General features: G+C 36.0%; 13 protein-coding genes. All 13 read left to right on the forward strand.

Going from position 1 to position 16,200, the window contains the following annotated elements:
• Nucleotides 1-2 precede the first annotated feature (2 nt).
• The 13 genes from ACXAC4_RS01675 (at nucleotide 3) to ACXAC4_RS01735 (ending at nucleotide 16,193) form a co-directional block, all read left to right on the forward strand.
• Complete coding sequence (locus ACXAC4_RS01675; RefSeq protein WP_475158558.1) at nucleotides 3-1,037, forward strand: TDP-N-acetylfucosamine:lipid II N-acetylfucosaminyltransferase family protein; 1,035 nt, start codon at nucleotides 3-5, stop codon at nucleotides 1,035-1,037.
• A 35-nt stretch (nucleotides 1,038-1,072) separates the two neighbouring features.
• Complete coding sequence (locus tag ACXAC4_RS01680) at nucleotides 1,073-2,497, forward strand: lipopolysaccharide biosynthesis protein (RefSeq protein ID WP_475158559.1); 1,425 nt, start codon at nucleotides 1,073-1,075, stop codon at nucleotides 2,495-2,497.
• Between the two features lie 65 nt (nucleotides 2,498-2,562).
• The gene (locus tag ACXAC4_RS01685; RefSeq protein WP_475158562.1) at nucleotides 2,563-3,729 is read left to right on the forward strand and encodes a nucleotide sugar dehydrogenase; all 1,167 of its coding nucleotides are present in this window, start codon (nucleotides 2,563-2,565) and stop codon (nucleotides 3,727-3,729) included.
• A gap of 1 nt (nucleotide 3,730) precedes the next feature.
• Nucleotides 3,731-4,750 carry an NAD-dependent epimerase gene (locus ACXAC4_RS01690; RefSeq protein WP_475158563.1) on the forward strand — a complete coding sequence of 340 codons (1,020 nt, stop codon included), beginning with the start codon at nucleotides 3,731-3,733 and terminating at the stop codon, nucleotides 4,748-4,750.
• A gap of 443 nt (nucleotides 4,751-5,193) precedes the next feature.
• Nucleotides 5,194-6,330: a polysaccharide export protein gene (locus ACXAC4_RS01695; protein WP_475158564.1), complete on the forward strand. Its 1,137-nt coding sequence runs from the start codon at nucleotides 5,194-5,196 to the stop codon at nucleotides 6,328-6,330.
• A gap of 13 nt (nucleotides 6,331-6,343) precedes the next feature.
• Entirely contained in the window at nucleotides 6,344-6,778 is a 435-nt protein-coding gene (locus ACXAC4_RS01700) for a low molecular weight protein-tyrosine-phosphatase (RefSeq protein WP_138568519.1), read from the forward strand.
• A gap of 14 nt (nucleotides 6,779-6,792) precedes the next feature.
• Complete coding sequence (locus ACXAC4_RS01705) at nucleotides 6,793-9,030, forward strand: polysaccharide biosynthesis tyrosine autokinase (protein ID WP_475158567.1); 2,238 nt, start codon at nucleotides 6,793-6,795, stop codon at nucleotides 9,028-9,030.
• Between the two features lie 196 nt (nucleotides 9,031-9,226).
• Nucleotides 9,227-10,342 (forward strand): non-hydrolyzing UDP-N-acetylglucosamine 2-epimerase, encoded by a 1,116-nt coding sequence (gene wecB / locus ACXAC4_RS01710; protein ID WP_475158568.1) that lies wholly within the window; start codon nucleotides 9,227-9,229, stop codon nucleotides 10,340-10,342.
• A 76-nt stretch (nucleotides 10,343-10,418) separates the two neighbouring features.
• A complete protein-coding gene (gene wecC, locus ACXAC4_RS01715; RefSeq protein ID WP_475158569.1) occupies nucleotides 10,419-11,690 on the forward strand; it encodes a UDP-N-acetyl-D-mannosamine dehydrogenase in 1,272 nt (423 codons plus the stop codon).
• On the forward strand, nucleotides 11,690-12,628 hold the full coding sequence (locus ACXAC4_RS01720; protein WP_475158571.1) for an NAD-dependent epimerase/dehydratase family protein: 939 nt from the start codon (nucleotides 11,690-11,692) through the stop codon (nucleotides 12,626-12,628). The genes wecC and ACXAC4_RS01720 overlap by 1 nt, the downstream gene beginning before the upstream one ends.
• Nucleotides 12,622-13,650, forward strand: coding sequence for a glycosyltransferase (locus ACXAC4_RS01725; RefSeq protein WP_475158573.1), 1,029 nt, complete (start codon nucleotides 12,622-12,624; stop codon nucleotides 13,648-13,650). The genes ACXAC4_RS01720 and ACXAC4_RS01725 overlap by 7 nt, the downstream gene beginning before the upstream one ends.
• Before the next feature lie 4 nt (nucleotides 13,651-13,654).
• Nucleotides 13,655-15,016, forward strand: a complete 1,362-nt coding sequence (locus ACXAC4_RS01730) for a lipopolysaccharide biosynthesis protein (RefSeq protein WP_475158575.1) — start codon at nucleotides 13,655-13,657, stop codon at nucleotides 15,014-15,016.
• Nucleotides 14,982-16,193 carry an O-antigen ligase family protein gene (locus tag ACXAC4_RS01735; RefSeq protein WP_475158577.1) on the forward strand — a complete coding sequence of 404 codons (1,212 nt, stop codon included), beginning with the start codon at nucleotides 14,982-14,984 and terminating at the stop codon, nucleotides 16,191-16,193. The genes ACXAC4_RS01730 and ACXAC4_RS01735 overlap by 35 nt, the downstream gene beginning before the upstream one ends.
• Nucleotides 16,194-16,200 lie beyond the last annotated feature (7 nt).

Genomic DNA, 16,200 nt, shown 5'->3' on the forward strand with positions numbered 1-16,200 from the left:
AAGTGAAAGTTTTACATATTTCTTCTGGAGACAAATTTATAGTCTCTTTCGTTCAGTTAGTGAAAGATAACTTTAAGTTTGATGAACATCACTTTCTAATCTCTGAAGGTATTGCGGCAGAAAAGGTTACTAAAGCAAGTAATGTTTTTGTTTCAAATAGTTCGCCTAGCTCAAAAATAAAGCGTCTAGTCCTGACAGTTTTAAATATGCATCGTGCTGAAAGAGTAATGTTACATGGCTTATTTGATAAAAAGCTTATTTATATTTTGTTTTTATGTCCGTGGCTTTTGAAAAAGTGTTACTGGTTTATTTGGGGAGGTGATCTTTATACGTACCAGGCTGAATCAAAAAGTTTTAGCTGGAAAGTTAATGAGTTGATAAAAAAAACGGTTGTAAAAAAACTTGGGCACTTAGTTACTTACATCAATGGAGATGTTGATATTGCAAGGCAGATTTATCATGCAAAAGGGTTGCATCATGAGTGCTTAATGTACACAAGTAATCTATATAGTGAGCTTTCTTTACAAAGAAACAATGAAGAAACTATACATATTCAAGTGGGCAACTCAGCAGATCCAACAAATAATCACTTTGAAGTTTTTGAAAAGTTAAAGCCGTTTGCATCGCAAAATATCAAAGTCTATGCGCCCTTATCATATGGAAACAAAGAAAATGCTGTGAAGGTTATTACAGAAGGAAGAAAAGTTTTTGGTGAAAAGTTCACTCCCATTACTGAACTATTGCCTTTTGAAGATTATTTAAAGTTCTTGAGTAAAATTGATATAGCTTTTTTTAACCATAACCGACAACAAGCAATGGGCAATATCATTACTTTGCTTGGGCTAGGAAAAAAAGTTTATATGAGAAAGAATACGAGTCATTGGGAGTTTTTTAAATCTATTGATATTGACGTAAAATCTGTGGATGAGTTTTCTGGTTTTAATAAAGAAGTTTTAATAACAAATCAAAAAAAAGTTAAGCAATACTTCTCTGTACAGAACTTTTTGGAGCAACTAGATGTTCTGTTTAATAAATAGACTGTATATGTTCCATTTAATTATTTGCTGATGTTATGAATTTAATAAAAATAGCCCAATTTGCAATAGGGCCTGTTGCAGGTGCTCTTTTAGGGTTTATCTCTCTCCCTTTGATAACTTGGTTTTTCTCACCTGAAGATGTTGGAAGAATCGCTATGTATAACATTGCGCTTAGTTTAAGCGTTATGTTGTTTAGCCTAGGCTTAGATCAGGCTTACGTAAGGGAATATCATGAGTCTAAGAATAAAGTTGGCCTCTTAAAGACTGCGATACTACCTGGCTTGTCACTTTTAATGGTCATATTTTTTGTTTCAATACTTTTTTCGAGCACTTGGCTTTCATCTTTATTGTTTAATATTAAGAGCAGCACATTAACAATTATAGTGATGCTCTCAATTGTTGTTGCATTTTTAGCTCGCTTTCTATCACTAATTTTGAGAATGGAGCAAAGGGCCTTTTCTTTCTCGATAGTTCAAGTAGCACCTAAATTATTTTTAATTACTTTAGTTTTGATAACTGTTTTTTTTATGTCTTCAGCAAATACAAAAGAGCTAGTTATTGCAACAGCTCTTGCTCAATTATTTACATTCGGCATATTGACTTATCTAGTTAAAGGTTCAATTTTTAGCTTAATCAAAGAGGGTTTTGATTTTACTCTATGTAAAAATATTTTGGTTTATGGTTTTCCTCTTATCTTTGGTTCACTTGCATTTTGGGGGTTAACTGCTATTGACAAAGTTTTATTGAAGAATTTGTCAGGTCTAGAAGAATTAGGGCTTTATTCCGTTTCTGTCAGTTTTGCAGCAGCAGCCGCAATACTACAAAATGTTTTCTCAACAGTTTGGGCACCTACAGTTTATAAGTGGGTTGCCGATGGAGAAAACCTAGAAAAAGTTAAAGATATCAATCGATATGTGCTTTTTATCGTTATTATTTTGTTTAGCTTTGCAGGTTTGTTCTCATGGGTGGTGCCTTATTTATTACCTAGTTATTATCAGGATGTTCAATGGATAGTGATTTCATGTCTTGGCTATCCACTACTATATACTCTTTCAGAAACAACTGTTGTAGGAATTAATGTTGCCAAGAAAACAAGCTTGGCAATGCTATCAGCTGTTTTAGCATTTATATTTAATGTGGCATTCAGCTATTACCTAATTCCAACGTATGGTGCCGCAGGTGCTGCAGCCAGTACCTGCGCTGCATTTTTAGTGTTTTTTCTATTGAGAACAGAATTTTCAGCAAGAGTATGGGTGTCTTTCCCTAGGGGGGCTTTGTATATCTATACATTTTTACTTGTGCTGGGGGCATGCCTTGGTACGTTATATGGTAAAGCTTACTCAATGTATAACTTCCTATTTTGGTTTGTTATACTGCTTAGCTCATTTTTGTACTTCAAAAATGAGCTAAGGGATTTCATTGGCTTTGTGAAGGTAAAAATGAAAATTAAAGCTACCTAGCTTTTAAAACATATATTTGAGCTGTTTATCAAAGAACTTAATAAATTTATTAGAGTGGAAATTAAATGAAAATTACCGTTGTAGGAACTGGTTATGTGGGCCTATCAAATGCTTTATTGCTAGCAAAGCATAACCAGGTGGTAGCATTAGATATTGATGAATCTAAAGTGGAGTTACTAAACAATAAAGTTTCTCCTATCGAAGATGTTGAAATATCAAAATACTTAAAGGACGATAACCTAAATTTTAAAGCAACGGTCGACAAGCAAGAAGCTATCGAAGGTGCTGAGTTTGTTATTATCGCAACACCAACAGACTATGATGTTGAAACAAACTACTTTAATACCAACTCAGTCGAAAGTGTTATTCAAAGTGTTTTAGAGATTGAACCGTCAGCGACTATGGTAGTGAAATCAACCGTTCCAGTAGGTTTCATAAGCTCAATAAAGTCAAAGTTCGATATTGAAAATATTATGTTCTCGCCGGAGTTTTTAAGAGAAGGTAAGGCACTTTACGATAATTTATACCCATCTAGAATCATTGTAGGTGAGCGTTCAGAAAGAGCTGAAGTATTTTCTGCGCTGTTGGCACAAGGTGCGCTAAAAGAAGATATTGATATTTTGTTTACTGACTCGACAGAAGCTGAAGCAATTAAACTATTCTCAAATACATACCTTGCGATGCGAGTTGCTTACTTTAATGAGCTAGACAGCTATGCTGAATCACATGGCCTAGACACCAAACAAATCATTGAAGGTGTGAGTTTAGACCCTCGTATTGGTGCTCACTATAATAACCCTTCATTTGGCTATGGCGGTTATTGCTTACCAAAAGATACTAAACAATTATTGGCTAACTACCAAGATGTACCAAACAACATGATCCGTGCAATTGTAGACGCCAATACAACCAGAAAAGATTTTGTTGCTGACGCAATTATTGCAAAGCAGCCTAAAGTAGTGGGTGTTTACAGACTGGTTATGAAATCGGGCTCTGACAATTTTAGAGCTTCGGCCATTCAGGGTGTAATTAAGCGTATTAAAGCTAAAGGCATCGAAGTCGTTATTTACGAGCCAACCTTTACTGAAAAAGAGTTCTACCATTCGAAGGTAACTCATTCACTTGAAGAGTTAAAATCATTATCAGATGTGATCATTTCAAATAGAATGTCTGATGATTTAGCTGATGTGGCAGACAAGGTTTATACAAGAGATATTTTTGGGTGTGACTAATATGAGTTTAGAAATTAAAAAGTATTTAGTAACCGGTGCCGCAGGCTTCATCGGTGCAGATGTATGTAAAAGCTTATTGTCTAAAGGTCATAATGTAGTTGGTATCGATAATATTAATGATTACTACGATGTAAACCTAAAAAAAGAACGTTTAAATACTGTTCCTAATGAAGGTTTTAGATTTAAGCAAATCGATATTAGTAATAGAATTGAAATAGAGCAGTTATTTGAATCTGAACGATTTGATGTTGTGATCCATTTAGCAGCCCAAGCAGGTGTTCGATATTCAATTGAAAATCCGCATGCATATGCTGATAGTAACTTAATCGGTCATTTAAACATTTTAGAAGGGTGTAGAAACACAAAAGTGAAGCACTTAGTTTATGCTTCTTCTAGCTCTGTTTATGGTTTGAATGAAAAAACACCGTTTGAAACATCAGATTCAGTTGATCATCCAGTCTCATTATATGCGGCGACGAAGAAATCAAATGAATTAATGTCACACAGTTACTCACACTTATACGATTTACCGACAACAGGGTTAAGGTTCTTTACCGTCTATGGCCCTTGGGGCAGACCAGATATGGCACCATTTATTTTTACTAAAAAAATATTGGCCGGTGAAACAATCGATGTGAATAATAATGGCGATATGTGGCGAGACTTTACTTATATCGATGATATCGTTGAAGGTGTTGTACGTATCTCAGAGGTTATTCCAACACGAGAAGATAACTGGAAGGTAGAAACAGGTACCCCGGCATCAAGCTCTGCACCTTACTCGGTTTATAACATCGGTCACGGCAGCCCAATCAACCTGATGGACTTTATTAAAGCGATTGAAGATGAATTAGGTATTGAAGCGGTTAAAAACTTCCGAGAGATGCAACCTGGTGATGTATATAAAACCTATGCAGATACCACAGACTTGTTTGACGCGGTTGGTTATAAACCAGCAGTAGGCGTTAAAGAAGGCGTTGCTAATCTAGTTAAATGGTACAAATCACACTACAGTGTGTAATTTCGAAATAAATTTAATTAACACACTCTCAACTTGTCGGGCCCAAGGTCCGACAATCTTAGAACACACCATATTCACACTATTGCTATAATAATTACCAAAGGCAGATAAGTTTCCTGGTAGCAGCGATTTTATATCGCGTAATAAGTAAGCAAAATTAAATGCCTGTAGGCCGCGGCTTTAGCCCGTCAATTTAATAAATGATAACCTACACCTCTTCAAGACTTAACATCTGCAGTTTTTTGCTTTAACCCGACAAAGAAATAGCGCAGCATTTAATTCTGTCGTAATAAATAACACCGAACACAACCTCCCCGACTATTTTATTAATAAAAAAATTCACACGACGATTACTTGCTAACAAAATCTACAAGTGGTTTAATTACTCAGCTTTATATAAAGGCTTTAGACAAGGCTAACAAGAACGATTTTAGGAAGAACGAATGGCGCAACGCTATAAAACTTTCATTGCTTCAGCATGCTTTCTGGCAATGAGTGGCTGTACAATTATACCCGGCGGTCATTTTGAAGGACTAAAACAAGGTGAACAAACCGAGAACCTTGAGAAGGAATTGGCAAAAGTAAATATCCAACTCATTGACTCTGCTCTTATTTCCCAACAAAAAGACTTCAATAAAAAAACTGCAGCTCTAATTGGTGCATCTAACTCGAGCAAGAATATTGCAGGACTCGATCTTTCTGAATATGAATACAACCTTGGTGTGGGTGATGTACTTACTATAGGTGTGTGGGACCACCCTGAACTGACAATTCCAGCGGCTGTTCAACGTACCGCCGAGTTTGACGGTTTCCGTGTTCAAGCTGACGGCACAATTACTTACGCATATGCGCCTAATGTGCCAGCAGCCGGTAAAACAGTTGCAGAAGTGCGTGAAGAACTAGTTAAGCGCTTAAGTCGTGTGATTGAAGATCCGCAAATTGACGTAAAAGTAGTCGGTTTCAGAAGCCAAAAAGCCTATATTACGGGTGAAGTGAAAAAGCCTGGTGTTTACCCTGTGACCGAAACGCCATTAACTTTAATTGATGCACTAAACCAAGCGGGTGGTTTAAATGAGCGTGCTGACTGGAAAACAGTGACATTTACCCGAGGTAATGAAACCGAAGTTATTCGTTTAGATGACTTTTATTCCAAAGGCGACATTTCTCAAAACCGTTTATTGCAGCACGGCGATATTGTACATGTAACACGTAACGACCAAAGAAATGTATACGTGCTTGGCGATGTAAAGCGTGCAGGCACTGTAGAAGTGAATCGCTATGGCTTGAATTTAGCCGAAGCGCTCAGTGAAGTTGGCGGTATTGATGAGCGCTCAGCTGATGCTAACGGTATCTTTGTACTTCGTAAACGTGACCTTGAAAAAGACGGTGTAATTGCCGACGTGTATCAGTTGCATGCAAAGAACGTTGCTGCATTAGTGCTAGCAGAGCAATTCGAATTAGATCCACAAGACATCGTTTATGTTACTAGTGCACCACTTGCACGTTGGAACAAAGTAATTAGCTTGTTGTTACCGGCGTTAACAACCGTTGATAGATTACAAGATATAGAGAATCAGTAGTAGGCAAACCAGTATGTTCGATAGTGTTTTAATGGTATGTGCAGGTAACATTTGCCGAAGTCCCACCGCTGAATATGTTTTAAAAAGCAAGTTAGCGGGCAAAAATGTCAAAGTGAGTTCTGCAGGGTTAACTGCCCTTGAAGGTAAGTCTGCTGATAGTTTTGCGCAAGAATTAGCGCTTCAACATGGCGTTGATATGTCAGAGCATAAAGGTCAGCAAATCAGCACAAGCCTTGTAACTCATAACAGTGTGATCTTGGTGATGGAGAAACGTCATCTAGAAGACTTATGTACCCGCTACCCCCAAGCACGCGGCAAAACATTTCTTCTTGGTAAATGGTTAGGCGACAAAGAAGTACCAGACCCTTATCGACAAAGCCGTGAAGCCTTTGAACATGTCTACGAATTAATCGATAGCGCGTGTAGCGCTTGGCAGAAGTATTTATAAGGATGAAAGAGTCAATGAATGCTCAATCAAACCTATTAAGTGGCTCGCAACAAAAGCAATCCACAGAACAAGCGCAAGAAATCGATTTAATGGCCTTGTTAGGCGCTTTACTTGACCGTAAATGGTTCATTATTGCCGTTACAGCCTTATTTATGATTGTTGGTGTTGCTGTTGCAGTATTTAGTACACCGATTTATCAAGCCACAGCCATGATACAGGTTGAAGAAAAGGGCGGCTCAGTCCCTGGTTTTGATGAGCTAGGCGGTATGTTCGAAAGTACCTCGGCGGCAGTGACAGAAATCGAACTATTAAAATCTCGTAGCATCATTGGTGAAGCAGTTGATAGTTTAAAACTTGATACTGTAGCAGAACCAAAGCTTTTTCCAGTTATTGGTGGTAGAGCATTTCGAAAATTCACACCTATGCAAGAAGGTGATATAGCGGAGCCAAGTTTTGGGGCGTCTAGTTATGCTTGGGGCGGTGAGAAAATTGAGGTGTTTAAATTCGAGGTACCAAGCAATGCTGTCGGTGCCGGTTTCACTTTGGTTGCATTGGCAAACGATCAATTTGAATTGTTATCAAGTGATGGTGATAGCATTCTAAAAGGTAAAGTGGGTGAGGAGGTATCAAATGGTGCTTTTTCATTAACATTAAAAACGCTAATTGCTCGCCCAGATACTGAGTTTACCTTAACTAAGCGAGATCGCTTAAATACAATTCTTGATTTACAAGCTGCCATTGGTGCAAGTGAAAAAGGCAAAGACTCAGGTATTATCAGTTTAAGCTTACAAAATGCTAATGCTGAACATGCTGAAACCGTGTTGAATAAGGTTGCCGGTATTTATGTTCGTCGCAATGTTGAACGCAATAGTGCTGAGGCACAAAAATCGTTAGACTTTTTAGAATATCAACTGCCACAAGTAAAAAAACAGTTAGAAGCCGCAGAGCAGCGTTTTAATGATTATCAAGTAAAACAGCAATCTGTAGATATTACCCTAGAAACTGAAGGTGTTTTAAAACAGTTAGTAAAACTCGAAACACAATTACAAGAGCTTGAACTCAAAAAGTTAGAGCTTGGCCGCAAATTTAAACAAAGTCACCCAAGCTATCAAGCCGCTGTTGAGCAAATTGACGCGGTTGAAAATCAAAAACGCCGTTTAGCTGCAGAAGTAAAGGTGCTACCAGAAACACAGCAAGAACTACTTCGCTTAACGCGTGATGTTGAAGTGAATAATGAAATTTACACATTACTACTTGCTAAGACACAAGAGTTAGACATTGTTCGTGCTGGTACTGTAGGTAATGTACGTGTGATTGATCTTGCTGAAGTAAACACATCAAAGCCAGTAAAGCCTAAAAAAGCCTTAATTGTTGTTATGGCAACCATGCTAGGTGGCATGTTGGCTGTAGCAATTGTTCTTATTCAAAAAGCAATTCATAAAGGTATTGAAGACCCGAGTGAAATTGAAGCGTTAGGCTTGCCTGTGTATGCAAGCGTACCTTATTCAGAATATCAGGTTAAACTGACTGGTTTTGCAAAAGCGCGAAAAGGTAAAACAGCCAAGGCGAAATCGATACTTGCGATGGATAACCCTGCAGACCTCTCCATTGAAGCATTGAGAAGTTTACGTACCAGCCTGCATTTTGCCATGATGGAAGCGAAAAACAATGTTATTGCTATATCAGGTCCTAGTCCAGGTGTTGGTAAATCCTTTATATCAGTAAACTTAGCTACAGTACTTGCACAAAGCGATAAAAAAGTGCTTATTATCGACGCCGATATGCGCAAAGGTTACCTACAAACGCAATTCGGTATGCAATGGGATAACGGATTAAGTGATTACCTTTCTGGCAGAATTAACCTAGACCAAGCTGTTAAACACAGCCAAGTTGAAGGGTTAGATGTAATGACGCGTGGGCAGATACCACCTAACCCGTCAGAGCTTTTAATGCATGAAAACTTCTCAAAACTGGTTGAAGAAGTAAGCGCCAAATACGACTTGGTGATTATTGATACACCACCAATTTTGGCAGTAACAGACCCTGCGATTGTAAGTGCCCATGCAGGTAGCACACTGCTTGTTACCCGTTTTGGTCAAAACCATGTTAAAGAGTTAGAGCTAACTCGCAATCGTTTTGAGCAAAATGGAATTGATGTAAAAGGTGTTGTGTTTAATGGTGTTGTTAAGAAAGCCAGCAATGCCTATGGGTACTATGGTTATTATAACTACGAATATAATTCAGATAAATAACCTCTTCCGGAGTTATTTTAAGGGAGAGAGTCATCCTTAAATTGTTGCAGGAGCTATGTGCTATCATATGAGATTTCTTTAGAGGTTGCTTGAATTGTATGCACACCCCAAACCGATTTTAGGGGAGAGAAGAGAAAATGATGAACCTATATGCAGGTTCTTCTTTTGAAGTATTAAAAAGAAAAAAGGTACGTCTGTGAAAGTTCTTACTGTATTCGGCACCAGACCAGAAGCGATAAAAATGGCGCCACTTGTTCATGCTCTTGCAAATGACGAGCGCTTTAAAGCAAAAGTGTGTGTAACAGCACAGCACAGAGAAATGTTAGATCAAGTTTTAGAGCTTTTTAAAATCATACCTGATTATGACCTTAATCTTATGAAGTCAGGACAAACACTACCAGAAGTGACAAGTCGCATTCTTTTAGAGCTAACTCCTGTATTAAAAGAGTTTAAACCTGATATTGTTTTGGTTCATGGCGATACCGCAACGACTTTTGCAGCAAGTCTAGCCGCGTATTATGAGCAAGTTGCTGTAGGCCATGTTGAAGCCGGTTTACGTACAGGAAACATTTATTCCCCTTGGCCTGAAGAAGCTAACCGAAAGTTAACAGGTGCTTTAACGAAGTTCCATTTCGCACCTACTGAAACATCTAAACAAAATCTATTGATTGAAAATTACAGTGAAGAAAATGTTTTCGTTACAGGTAATACAGTAATTGACGCACTACTAATGATTAAGTCACAAATAGAACAAGATCAAGACTTATCCTCAACACTAGCTGCACAATTTCCATTTTTAGATGAATCAAGAAAACTAATTTTGGTTACAGGTCATCGCCGTGAAAGCTTTGGTGGTGGGTTTGAACGAATTTGTGAAGCATTAGCGCAGACTGCTAAAAAACACCCTGAAGCGCAAATTTTGTACCCGGTACATTTAAATCCAAACGTACAAGAGCCTGTAAATCGTATATTAGCTAATGTTGAAAATGTATACTTAATAGAACCCCAACAATACCTTCCATTTATATATTTGATGAACCGTGCTTATATCATTTTAACTGACTCTGGCGGTATTCAAGAGGAAGCACCCAGTTTAGGAAAACCTGTATTAGTAATGCGGGATACGACTGAGCGCCCTGAAGCTGTAGCGGCAGGGACGGTTAAATTAGTTGGAACAGATGTTGGTTTAATTACTTCATTGCTTACGGAGTTACTAACGTCAGAACATAGCTATGCAAAGATGAGTCGGGCCCATAATCCTTATGGTGATGGTAATGCATGTTCACTAATATGTGATATTTTAGCAAATTAGAAAAAATTTTAGTTATTATTTCTCTGAGCTGCCGAAAAATATTTGGCTAAGTTCAGTAATTATATAAAGGGATACCATGTCTTTTGAAACTATTTCGGTAATTGGTTTGGGCTACATAGGTCTGCCTACAGCAGCAATGTTTGCATCACGTAAGAAAAAGGTAATTGGAGTTGATATCAACAGAAATGCAGTTGATACAATAAATCGCGGTGAAATCCATATAGTTGAACCTGAACTGGATATGATTGTCCATGCAGCGGTTACTGAAGGTTATTTAAAGGCTACAACAACACCAGAACCTGCAGATGCATTTCTTATTGCAGTTCCAACACCTTTTAAAAGTAATGGTTCTGAGACCCCTATTCCTGATTTGTCATATATAGAAGCTGCATGCAATGCCATAGCCCCTGTGTTGAAAAAGGGGGACTTGGTTATTTTAGAGTCAACATCTCCTGTCGGCACTACTGAACAGATGGCAGAGTGGTTATCAGCAGAAAGACCGGATCTAGTTTTCCCTCATCAGGATTATGATAATTCTGATATATGTGTAGCTCATTGCCCTGAAAGAGTCTTACCAGGCCATGTAGTTAGGGAGTTAGTTGAAAATGACCGTGTAATTGGGGGGCTGACACCAAGGTGTTCGGAATCAGCTATTAATCTTTACAAAACTTTCGTTGAAGGCGAGTGTGTTATAACTAATGCCAGAACAGCAGAAATGGCAAAATTGACTGAAAATTCATGTAGAGATGTACAAATAGCTTTTGCGAATGAATTATCAATGATTTGTGACAAGTTAGAAATAGATGTTTGGGAGCTGATATCATTGGCAAACAGGCACCCTAGAATTAGTATTCTTCAACCTGGGGCTGGGGTTGGTGGGCATTGTATTGCCGTTGATCCGTGGTTCATAGTTAGTAAAACTCCCGAATATGCGAAGCTTATAAAAACTGCAAGAAATGTTAATGAGTACAAACCGCAATGGGTGGTGGAGAGATTCAAAAGTATATTTGCAGAATATTTACTTGCACATCCAGACTGTAAAGCCGGTGACATAGTAGTAACTTGTTATGGATTGAGTTTCAAAGCAGACATCGATGATTTAAGAGAAAGTCCAGCTTTAGAAATAGCTAGAGAGATAGCTAATCTACATAATGGAAAGCTGATGGTTGTTGAACCTAATATAGAGGAGTTACCTGCTGAACTAAAAAAAGCAGAGCTGGTTAATATTCAACATAGTTTTAAGAGTTCGCATATTCATGTGTTGTTAGTAGATCATAAAGAATTTAAATCTATTGAGACCCCAGATTTAGGTGATTATGTTTTAGATGTGAAAGGAGTTTGGAAGTAATGGACAAGATAATTATCATTGGTGGAGCTGGTGCAATTGGACTTAACTTAGTCGAATACCTTTCAAAATATCAAGCGCAAGTGTTTATTGTTGATAACCTTTCCTCTTCATTTCGAAATGAGAAGTTGCCTAACGTAGAGCTTATATATGCAAATATAGAGGATAAGGCTAAAATTACAGACGTAATTAGAAGTATTAACCCAGACTATGTTTATAATTTGGCAGCCCACTTTGCTAATCAAAATTCTGTAGATTATCCTTATGAGGATATAAATACAAATATTATTGGTCAGTTAAATGTTCTTGAAGCGTGCAAAGGTTTAGATAATTTAAAGAAGTATGTATACGCATCATCTTCATGTGTTTATGGTTCTAGTGCTGTAATGAAAGAAACTGATCTACTTTATCCTTACGAAACTCCATACGCTATAAATAAATTCGTAGGTGAACTATACACTAAGTACTTTTCTTCACAGTTTGGTTTGCCATGTGTGTCTGTCAGAATATTTAATACTTATGGTAAGTTTGAATTAGCGGGCAAGTATAGAAATGTAATCCCCAATTTCATAGATAAAGCTCTTAAAAATGAAACTATAACAATTACTGGTAGTGGGGATGAAACTAGAGACTTCACTTTTTCTCAAGATACAGCCCATTGTCTCCATGCAGCTGCAGAGTCTAAATACTGTGAAGGTGAAGTGTTTAACTCTGGGACAGGGAAAAGCGTTAAAATTAAAGAACTTGTTGAGTTGATATTAGAATATACAAATTCGCAAAGTAAGGTGGAGTATAAAGAAAGAAGAAAATGGGACCATGTTAGTAGTAGGCGTTCTGATATAAATCTTTCAAAAGATTTATTGGGATATGAACCAAAGACTAACTTGTCTGATGGCTTGTCAATAACTATAGATTGGTACAAGAGTCAAATTCAATGTTAAAAACAATTTTACTATCACGGAATTTTGAAACTTACCGTTCGGGCTATTACCATCAGGATTTAGTGAATTCAATTTGTAAAGAAACAAACTGTTTCGTTTATGGTCCTGGTTACGAGAACTACTCTGAAGACGATTGTTTTGATGATGTGGTTGATAAATCACCTTTTGAGTTGGGTGAGTTGGATTTAGTTGTCTGTAGTACTTCTTGGGATAATGATCAATGTGATAAAACTGTTGATCCTCATAAAAAAATCAATTTATCAAAATATAACTCGTTTAAGAAAGTGTATTTTCTCAATAAAGAGTACAAGAAGTTAAATGAGAGATTTGATTATTGTAAGTTAAATCTATTTGATTTTATTTTTACTGTTCATCCTAATGCCGAAAAATGGTCAGTTGAACATGGGTTGAATATTAAGCAGCTCAATTTTGGCATAGACATGAACCGTTTCTCGTATGATGGTGAGTTAAAAAAAATCGACTTTGCTTTTACAGGAAGTTTACATCGTAGTCATCTTGATTATAGGTACAATGTAAAGTCAAAATTGTTTAAAAGTGAATTCTTGAATTATAAATCAAATTATGAATGGAAAGCTTTATTTAAACAAGTATTTGAAGCAGAGTTCAAAAAGTATGAAATTTACTGGGCGGAGTTTGGTGCAAAGAGCATTTTTGGTAAGTCTTTACTCCCATTTGGTGATAAATATGGTGAGCTGCTTAAAAGTACGAAATGCTTTTTAAATACCCCTAGTGCTGTAGGTATATTTAATACTCGGTTCTTTGAACTTATGGCAAGTAAAAGTCTAATTATATGCCCAGATGTTGATTGTTATGACAACATATTAAAAGATGGTTATAACTGCATTATGTATAAACCAGACATGAGTAACTTCAACCAAGTGCTAACTGAATCAATAGAGAATAAAGAATTAAGAGAAAGTATAGTTGCTAATGCATTTAATGATGTTCATAGCCACACTTATGACTCTAGAGTGAAAAAGATGATAGAGATAGTGATTTAACACAGTGTTAAATATAAAGTTGATAATACAATATAGCAACTCTTTAATCGTTCTTTTTATTAATCTACTTTTCACTACTAAAGTGGTTAATACATTATCAAAATCTGAGTACGGTGAATACTCCTTTATTCTTTCATTCTTAGTGCCGATTACTATATTAACTTCCTTTGGTATTCCTGGTGCTCTCAAGAAGATAGTTCCAAATGTTAAGCTTAACAGTAGGAAAAGTGAGGTAATAAATTATATTGTTATATTCAAAGCTCTACTGGTACTTTCTGCTTTCATTGTTTTCTATTTATATGAAGGTGGGGGCGTGTTATTGCTTTGTGTGTTTGGATATTTTTTATTCTTCCTTCTGAATCAAGTCTTGTTTGATAACTACCTTGTTATTGAAGAAAAGCAGGAATTAGTTTTAATTTTTAGGTTGATTTACGGAGGAGTCAAGTTAGCTCTAGTATATAGCATTAATGATTTTAATGTTTTAAATGTCCTGAAAATACTGTTTTTCAGTGAAGCTGTTGGTTTGATTTTCTTATATAAGTATATTTTCCTCATTCCAAGAAAGTCAACACTAGTCATAATCAAGAAAGAGTTAAGTACTTTTAAAGTATTTTCAATAAATAACTTAGCTGAGCTTTTAGTTAGTAAAGCTGTTTGTTTGTGGATAGTAGGTTATTTTTTAAGTCGTGACGAATTGGCAAACTTTGCATTTGTCTGTAACCTCTCCTTACTTTTGCTTAGTTCTGCGTCTGTGATGGCAAGGTTTGAAACGATTTTGATTTCAAGAAGGGATAAGGGGGACTCATACGAGAAACTATATAAGCTTTCTGGCTTTTTATTTTTTGCTCAGCTTTTGCTTAGTGTTTGTATAATTCTACCAAACTATGATTTTTTTCTTTCTCTATTATTTCCAGGGGCAGCATACAAAGAACAGTTTTTAGATTTAGTTGTTTTTTCTTTTAGTCTTCTATTGTTACATTGTATATATTTTTTCTCTGCTGATATTTATAAAAATAATAAATTAAATACTTTTGTTTTTTCATCTTGGGCGGCTGGTATTGTTAATATTTCACTTTCTATTTTGTTAGTGAATACTTATGGGTATAGAGGTGTTTTGTTTTCTTTTGTTTTTGCTCATTTAGTTAAGCTTTTTGTGGTTTCTTATAATTCAAAAGTTAAATTAAATTACTTTAAGTGTGTTCTTTATTCTGTTGTACTTTCAATAGTTTGTTTTGTTTGTATAGGCGTTCAATGGTTGGGTTTTTCTGTGCATGCTAATATTTTGTTGAGCTTATTAGTATTTATTACAGTGCTTTATTTGGTATATAATAATGAGTTTAAAAAAAGAGAAAATATTAAGTTTTGATGTAATACTGTGTGTCTTTTTTATGACAGCATTTTTTTCAATGGCCACAGTTAAAGTATTTGATATAAACGTTAGAATACTGTTTGCTCTTTTTGTATCTGCATACGCTATACTTATAGAGGTTCGAGAAAAAAGTACTGTTTTGATACCAGTGTTGGTAAAAACACCGTATTTTATCAGTGTGATATCTCTTTTTTCCTATTTTCTTATATTTCTACTCTTTTCAGATACTGAAGTTAAGCTTTCAGAGCTTTTTACTCTATTTCTTTTACCTTTATTTTATTTTTATTCTACCTATTTCTTTGTTTCTAGGTTGGGTATAAAGAGGTTTTGGCTTTGTAATATTATAGGCTTTTCACCTAGTATCATATTTCTTTTAGGGCAGCATGCTGGAGTTCAATTTTTTTGGGATGTTAAACTCGCGTTAGACTTAAAATATGCACCAGAGTTTATTCATTTAAATGAAATGATGTTAAAACCTCCAGGTTTGGCTCTTTTTAGTGTGCAGTTATCTTATGATTTATTGTATTTATGCGTTTTGACATCCGTCTACTACTTGTTAACTATTGGGCGAATAGAGAAGTTTCATCTTTTTGTTTTTATGTTATTCGCTATTTTGAGCTCATCAAGGTCAATGCTGTTATCTGTGCTGTCAAAGTTGTTTTTAGTTAGAATTGGTAGGAGTACATTTATAATTATTTTGGTACTACTAATACCTTTTATTTATTTTCTTTTTACCATCGATTTCTCAACTTTTTCCAATATATCGAGCAAAGGGAGAATGTTTCTTTTTTCTTCTGGTTGGGCTGTTTTTTTAGACAACCCATTTGGTTTAGCTGTCCCCTATTTTGAAGCCGTTGAGCAAAGTGCCTTACATATAACCCCCCCGGATGGAGTACCAAATTATTGGAATAAGCTTTATACTCCACACAATGGATTGCTCAACACAATTGTAAAGTATGGTCTTTTTGGCGGGTTAATAAGCATTTGTTTCTTTCTTTTTTCTTACATCAGCTGTGGGAAAAATAAAAAAATATTTTATGTTGCTTTTGTTCCTTGGTTTATACATGCTAGTTTTCATAATGCAGGTTTCTTATATAATGACTATGTATTCTCTTTGTTAATTGCAGTTTTTACTTATGCTGTTGGTCAATCAAAAAATAGTTTTAGATGGTGATCTTTAA

It is taken from the genome of Pseudoalteromonas sp. AWM4_233, from assembly GCF_056158285.1.

Coding starts and splice junctions, on each gene's coding strand:
- ACXAC4_RS01705 (WP_475158567.1), top strand. CDS start 6,793: ATGAATGCTCAATCAAACCTATTAAGTGGCTCGCAACAAAAGCAATCC.
- ACXAC4_RS01725 (WP_475158573.1), top strand. CDS start 12,622: ATGTTAAAAACAATTTTACTATCACGGAATTTTGAAACTTACCGTTCG.
- wecC (WP_475158569.1), top strand. CDS start 10,419: ATGTCTTTTGAAACTATTTCGGTAATTGGTTTGGGCTACATAGGTCTG.
- ACXAC4_RS01735 (WP_475158577.1), top strand. CDS start 14,982: ATGAGTTTAAAAAAAGAGAAAATATTAAGTTTTGATGTAATACTGTGT.
- ACXAC4_RS01690 (WP_475158563.1), top strand. CDS start 3,731: ATGAGTTTAGAAATTAAAAAGTATTTAGTAACCGGTGCCGCAGGCTTC.
- ACXAC4_RS01700 (WP_138568519.1), top strand. CDS start 6,344: ATGTTCGATAGTGTTTTAATGGTATGTGCAGGTAACATTTGCCGAAGT.
- ACXAC4_RS01720 (WP_475158571.1), top strand. CDS start 11,690: ATGGACAAGATAATTATCATTGGTGGAGCTGGTGCAATTGGACTTAAC.
- ACXAC4_RS01685 (WP_475158562.1), top strand. CDS start 2,563: ATGAAAATTACCGTTGTAGGAACTGGTTATGTGGGCCTATCAAATGCT.
- ACXAC4_RS01680 (WP_475158559.1), top strand. CDS start 1,073: ATGAATTTAATAAAAATAGCCCAATTTGCAATAGGGCCTGTTGCAGGT.
- ACXAC4_RS01695 (WP_475158564.1), top strand. CDS start 5,194: ATGGCGCAACGCTATAAAACTTTCATTGCTTCAGCATGCTTTCTGGCA.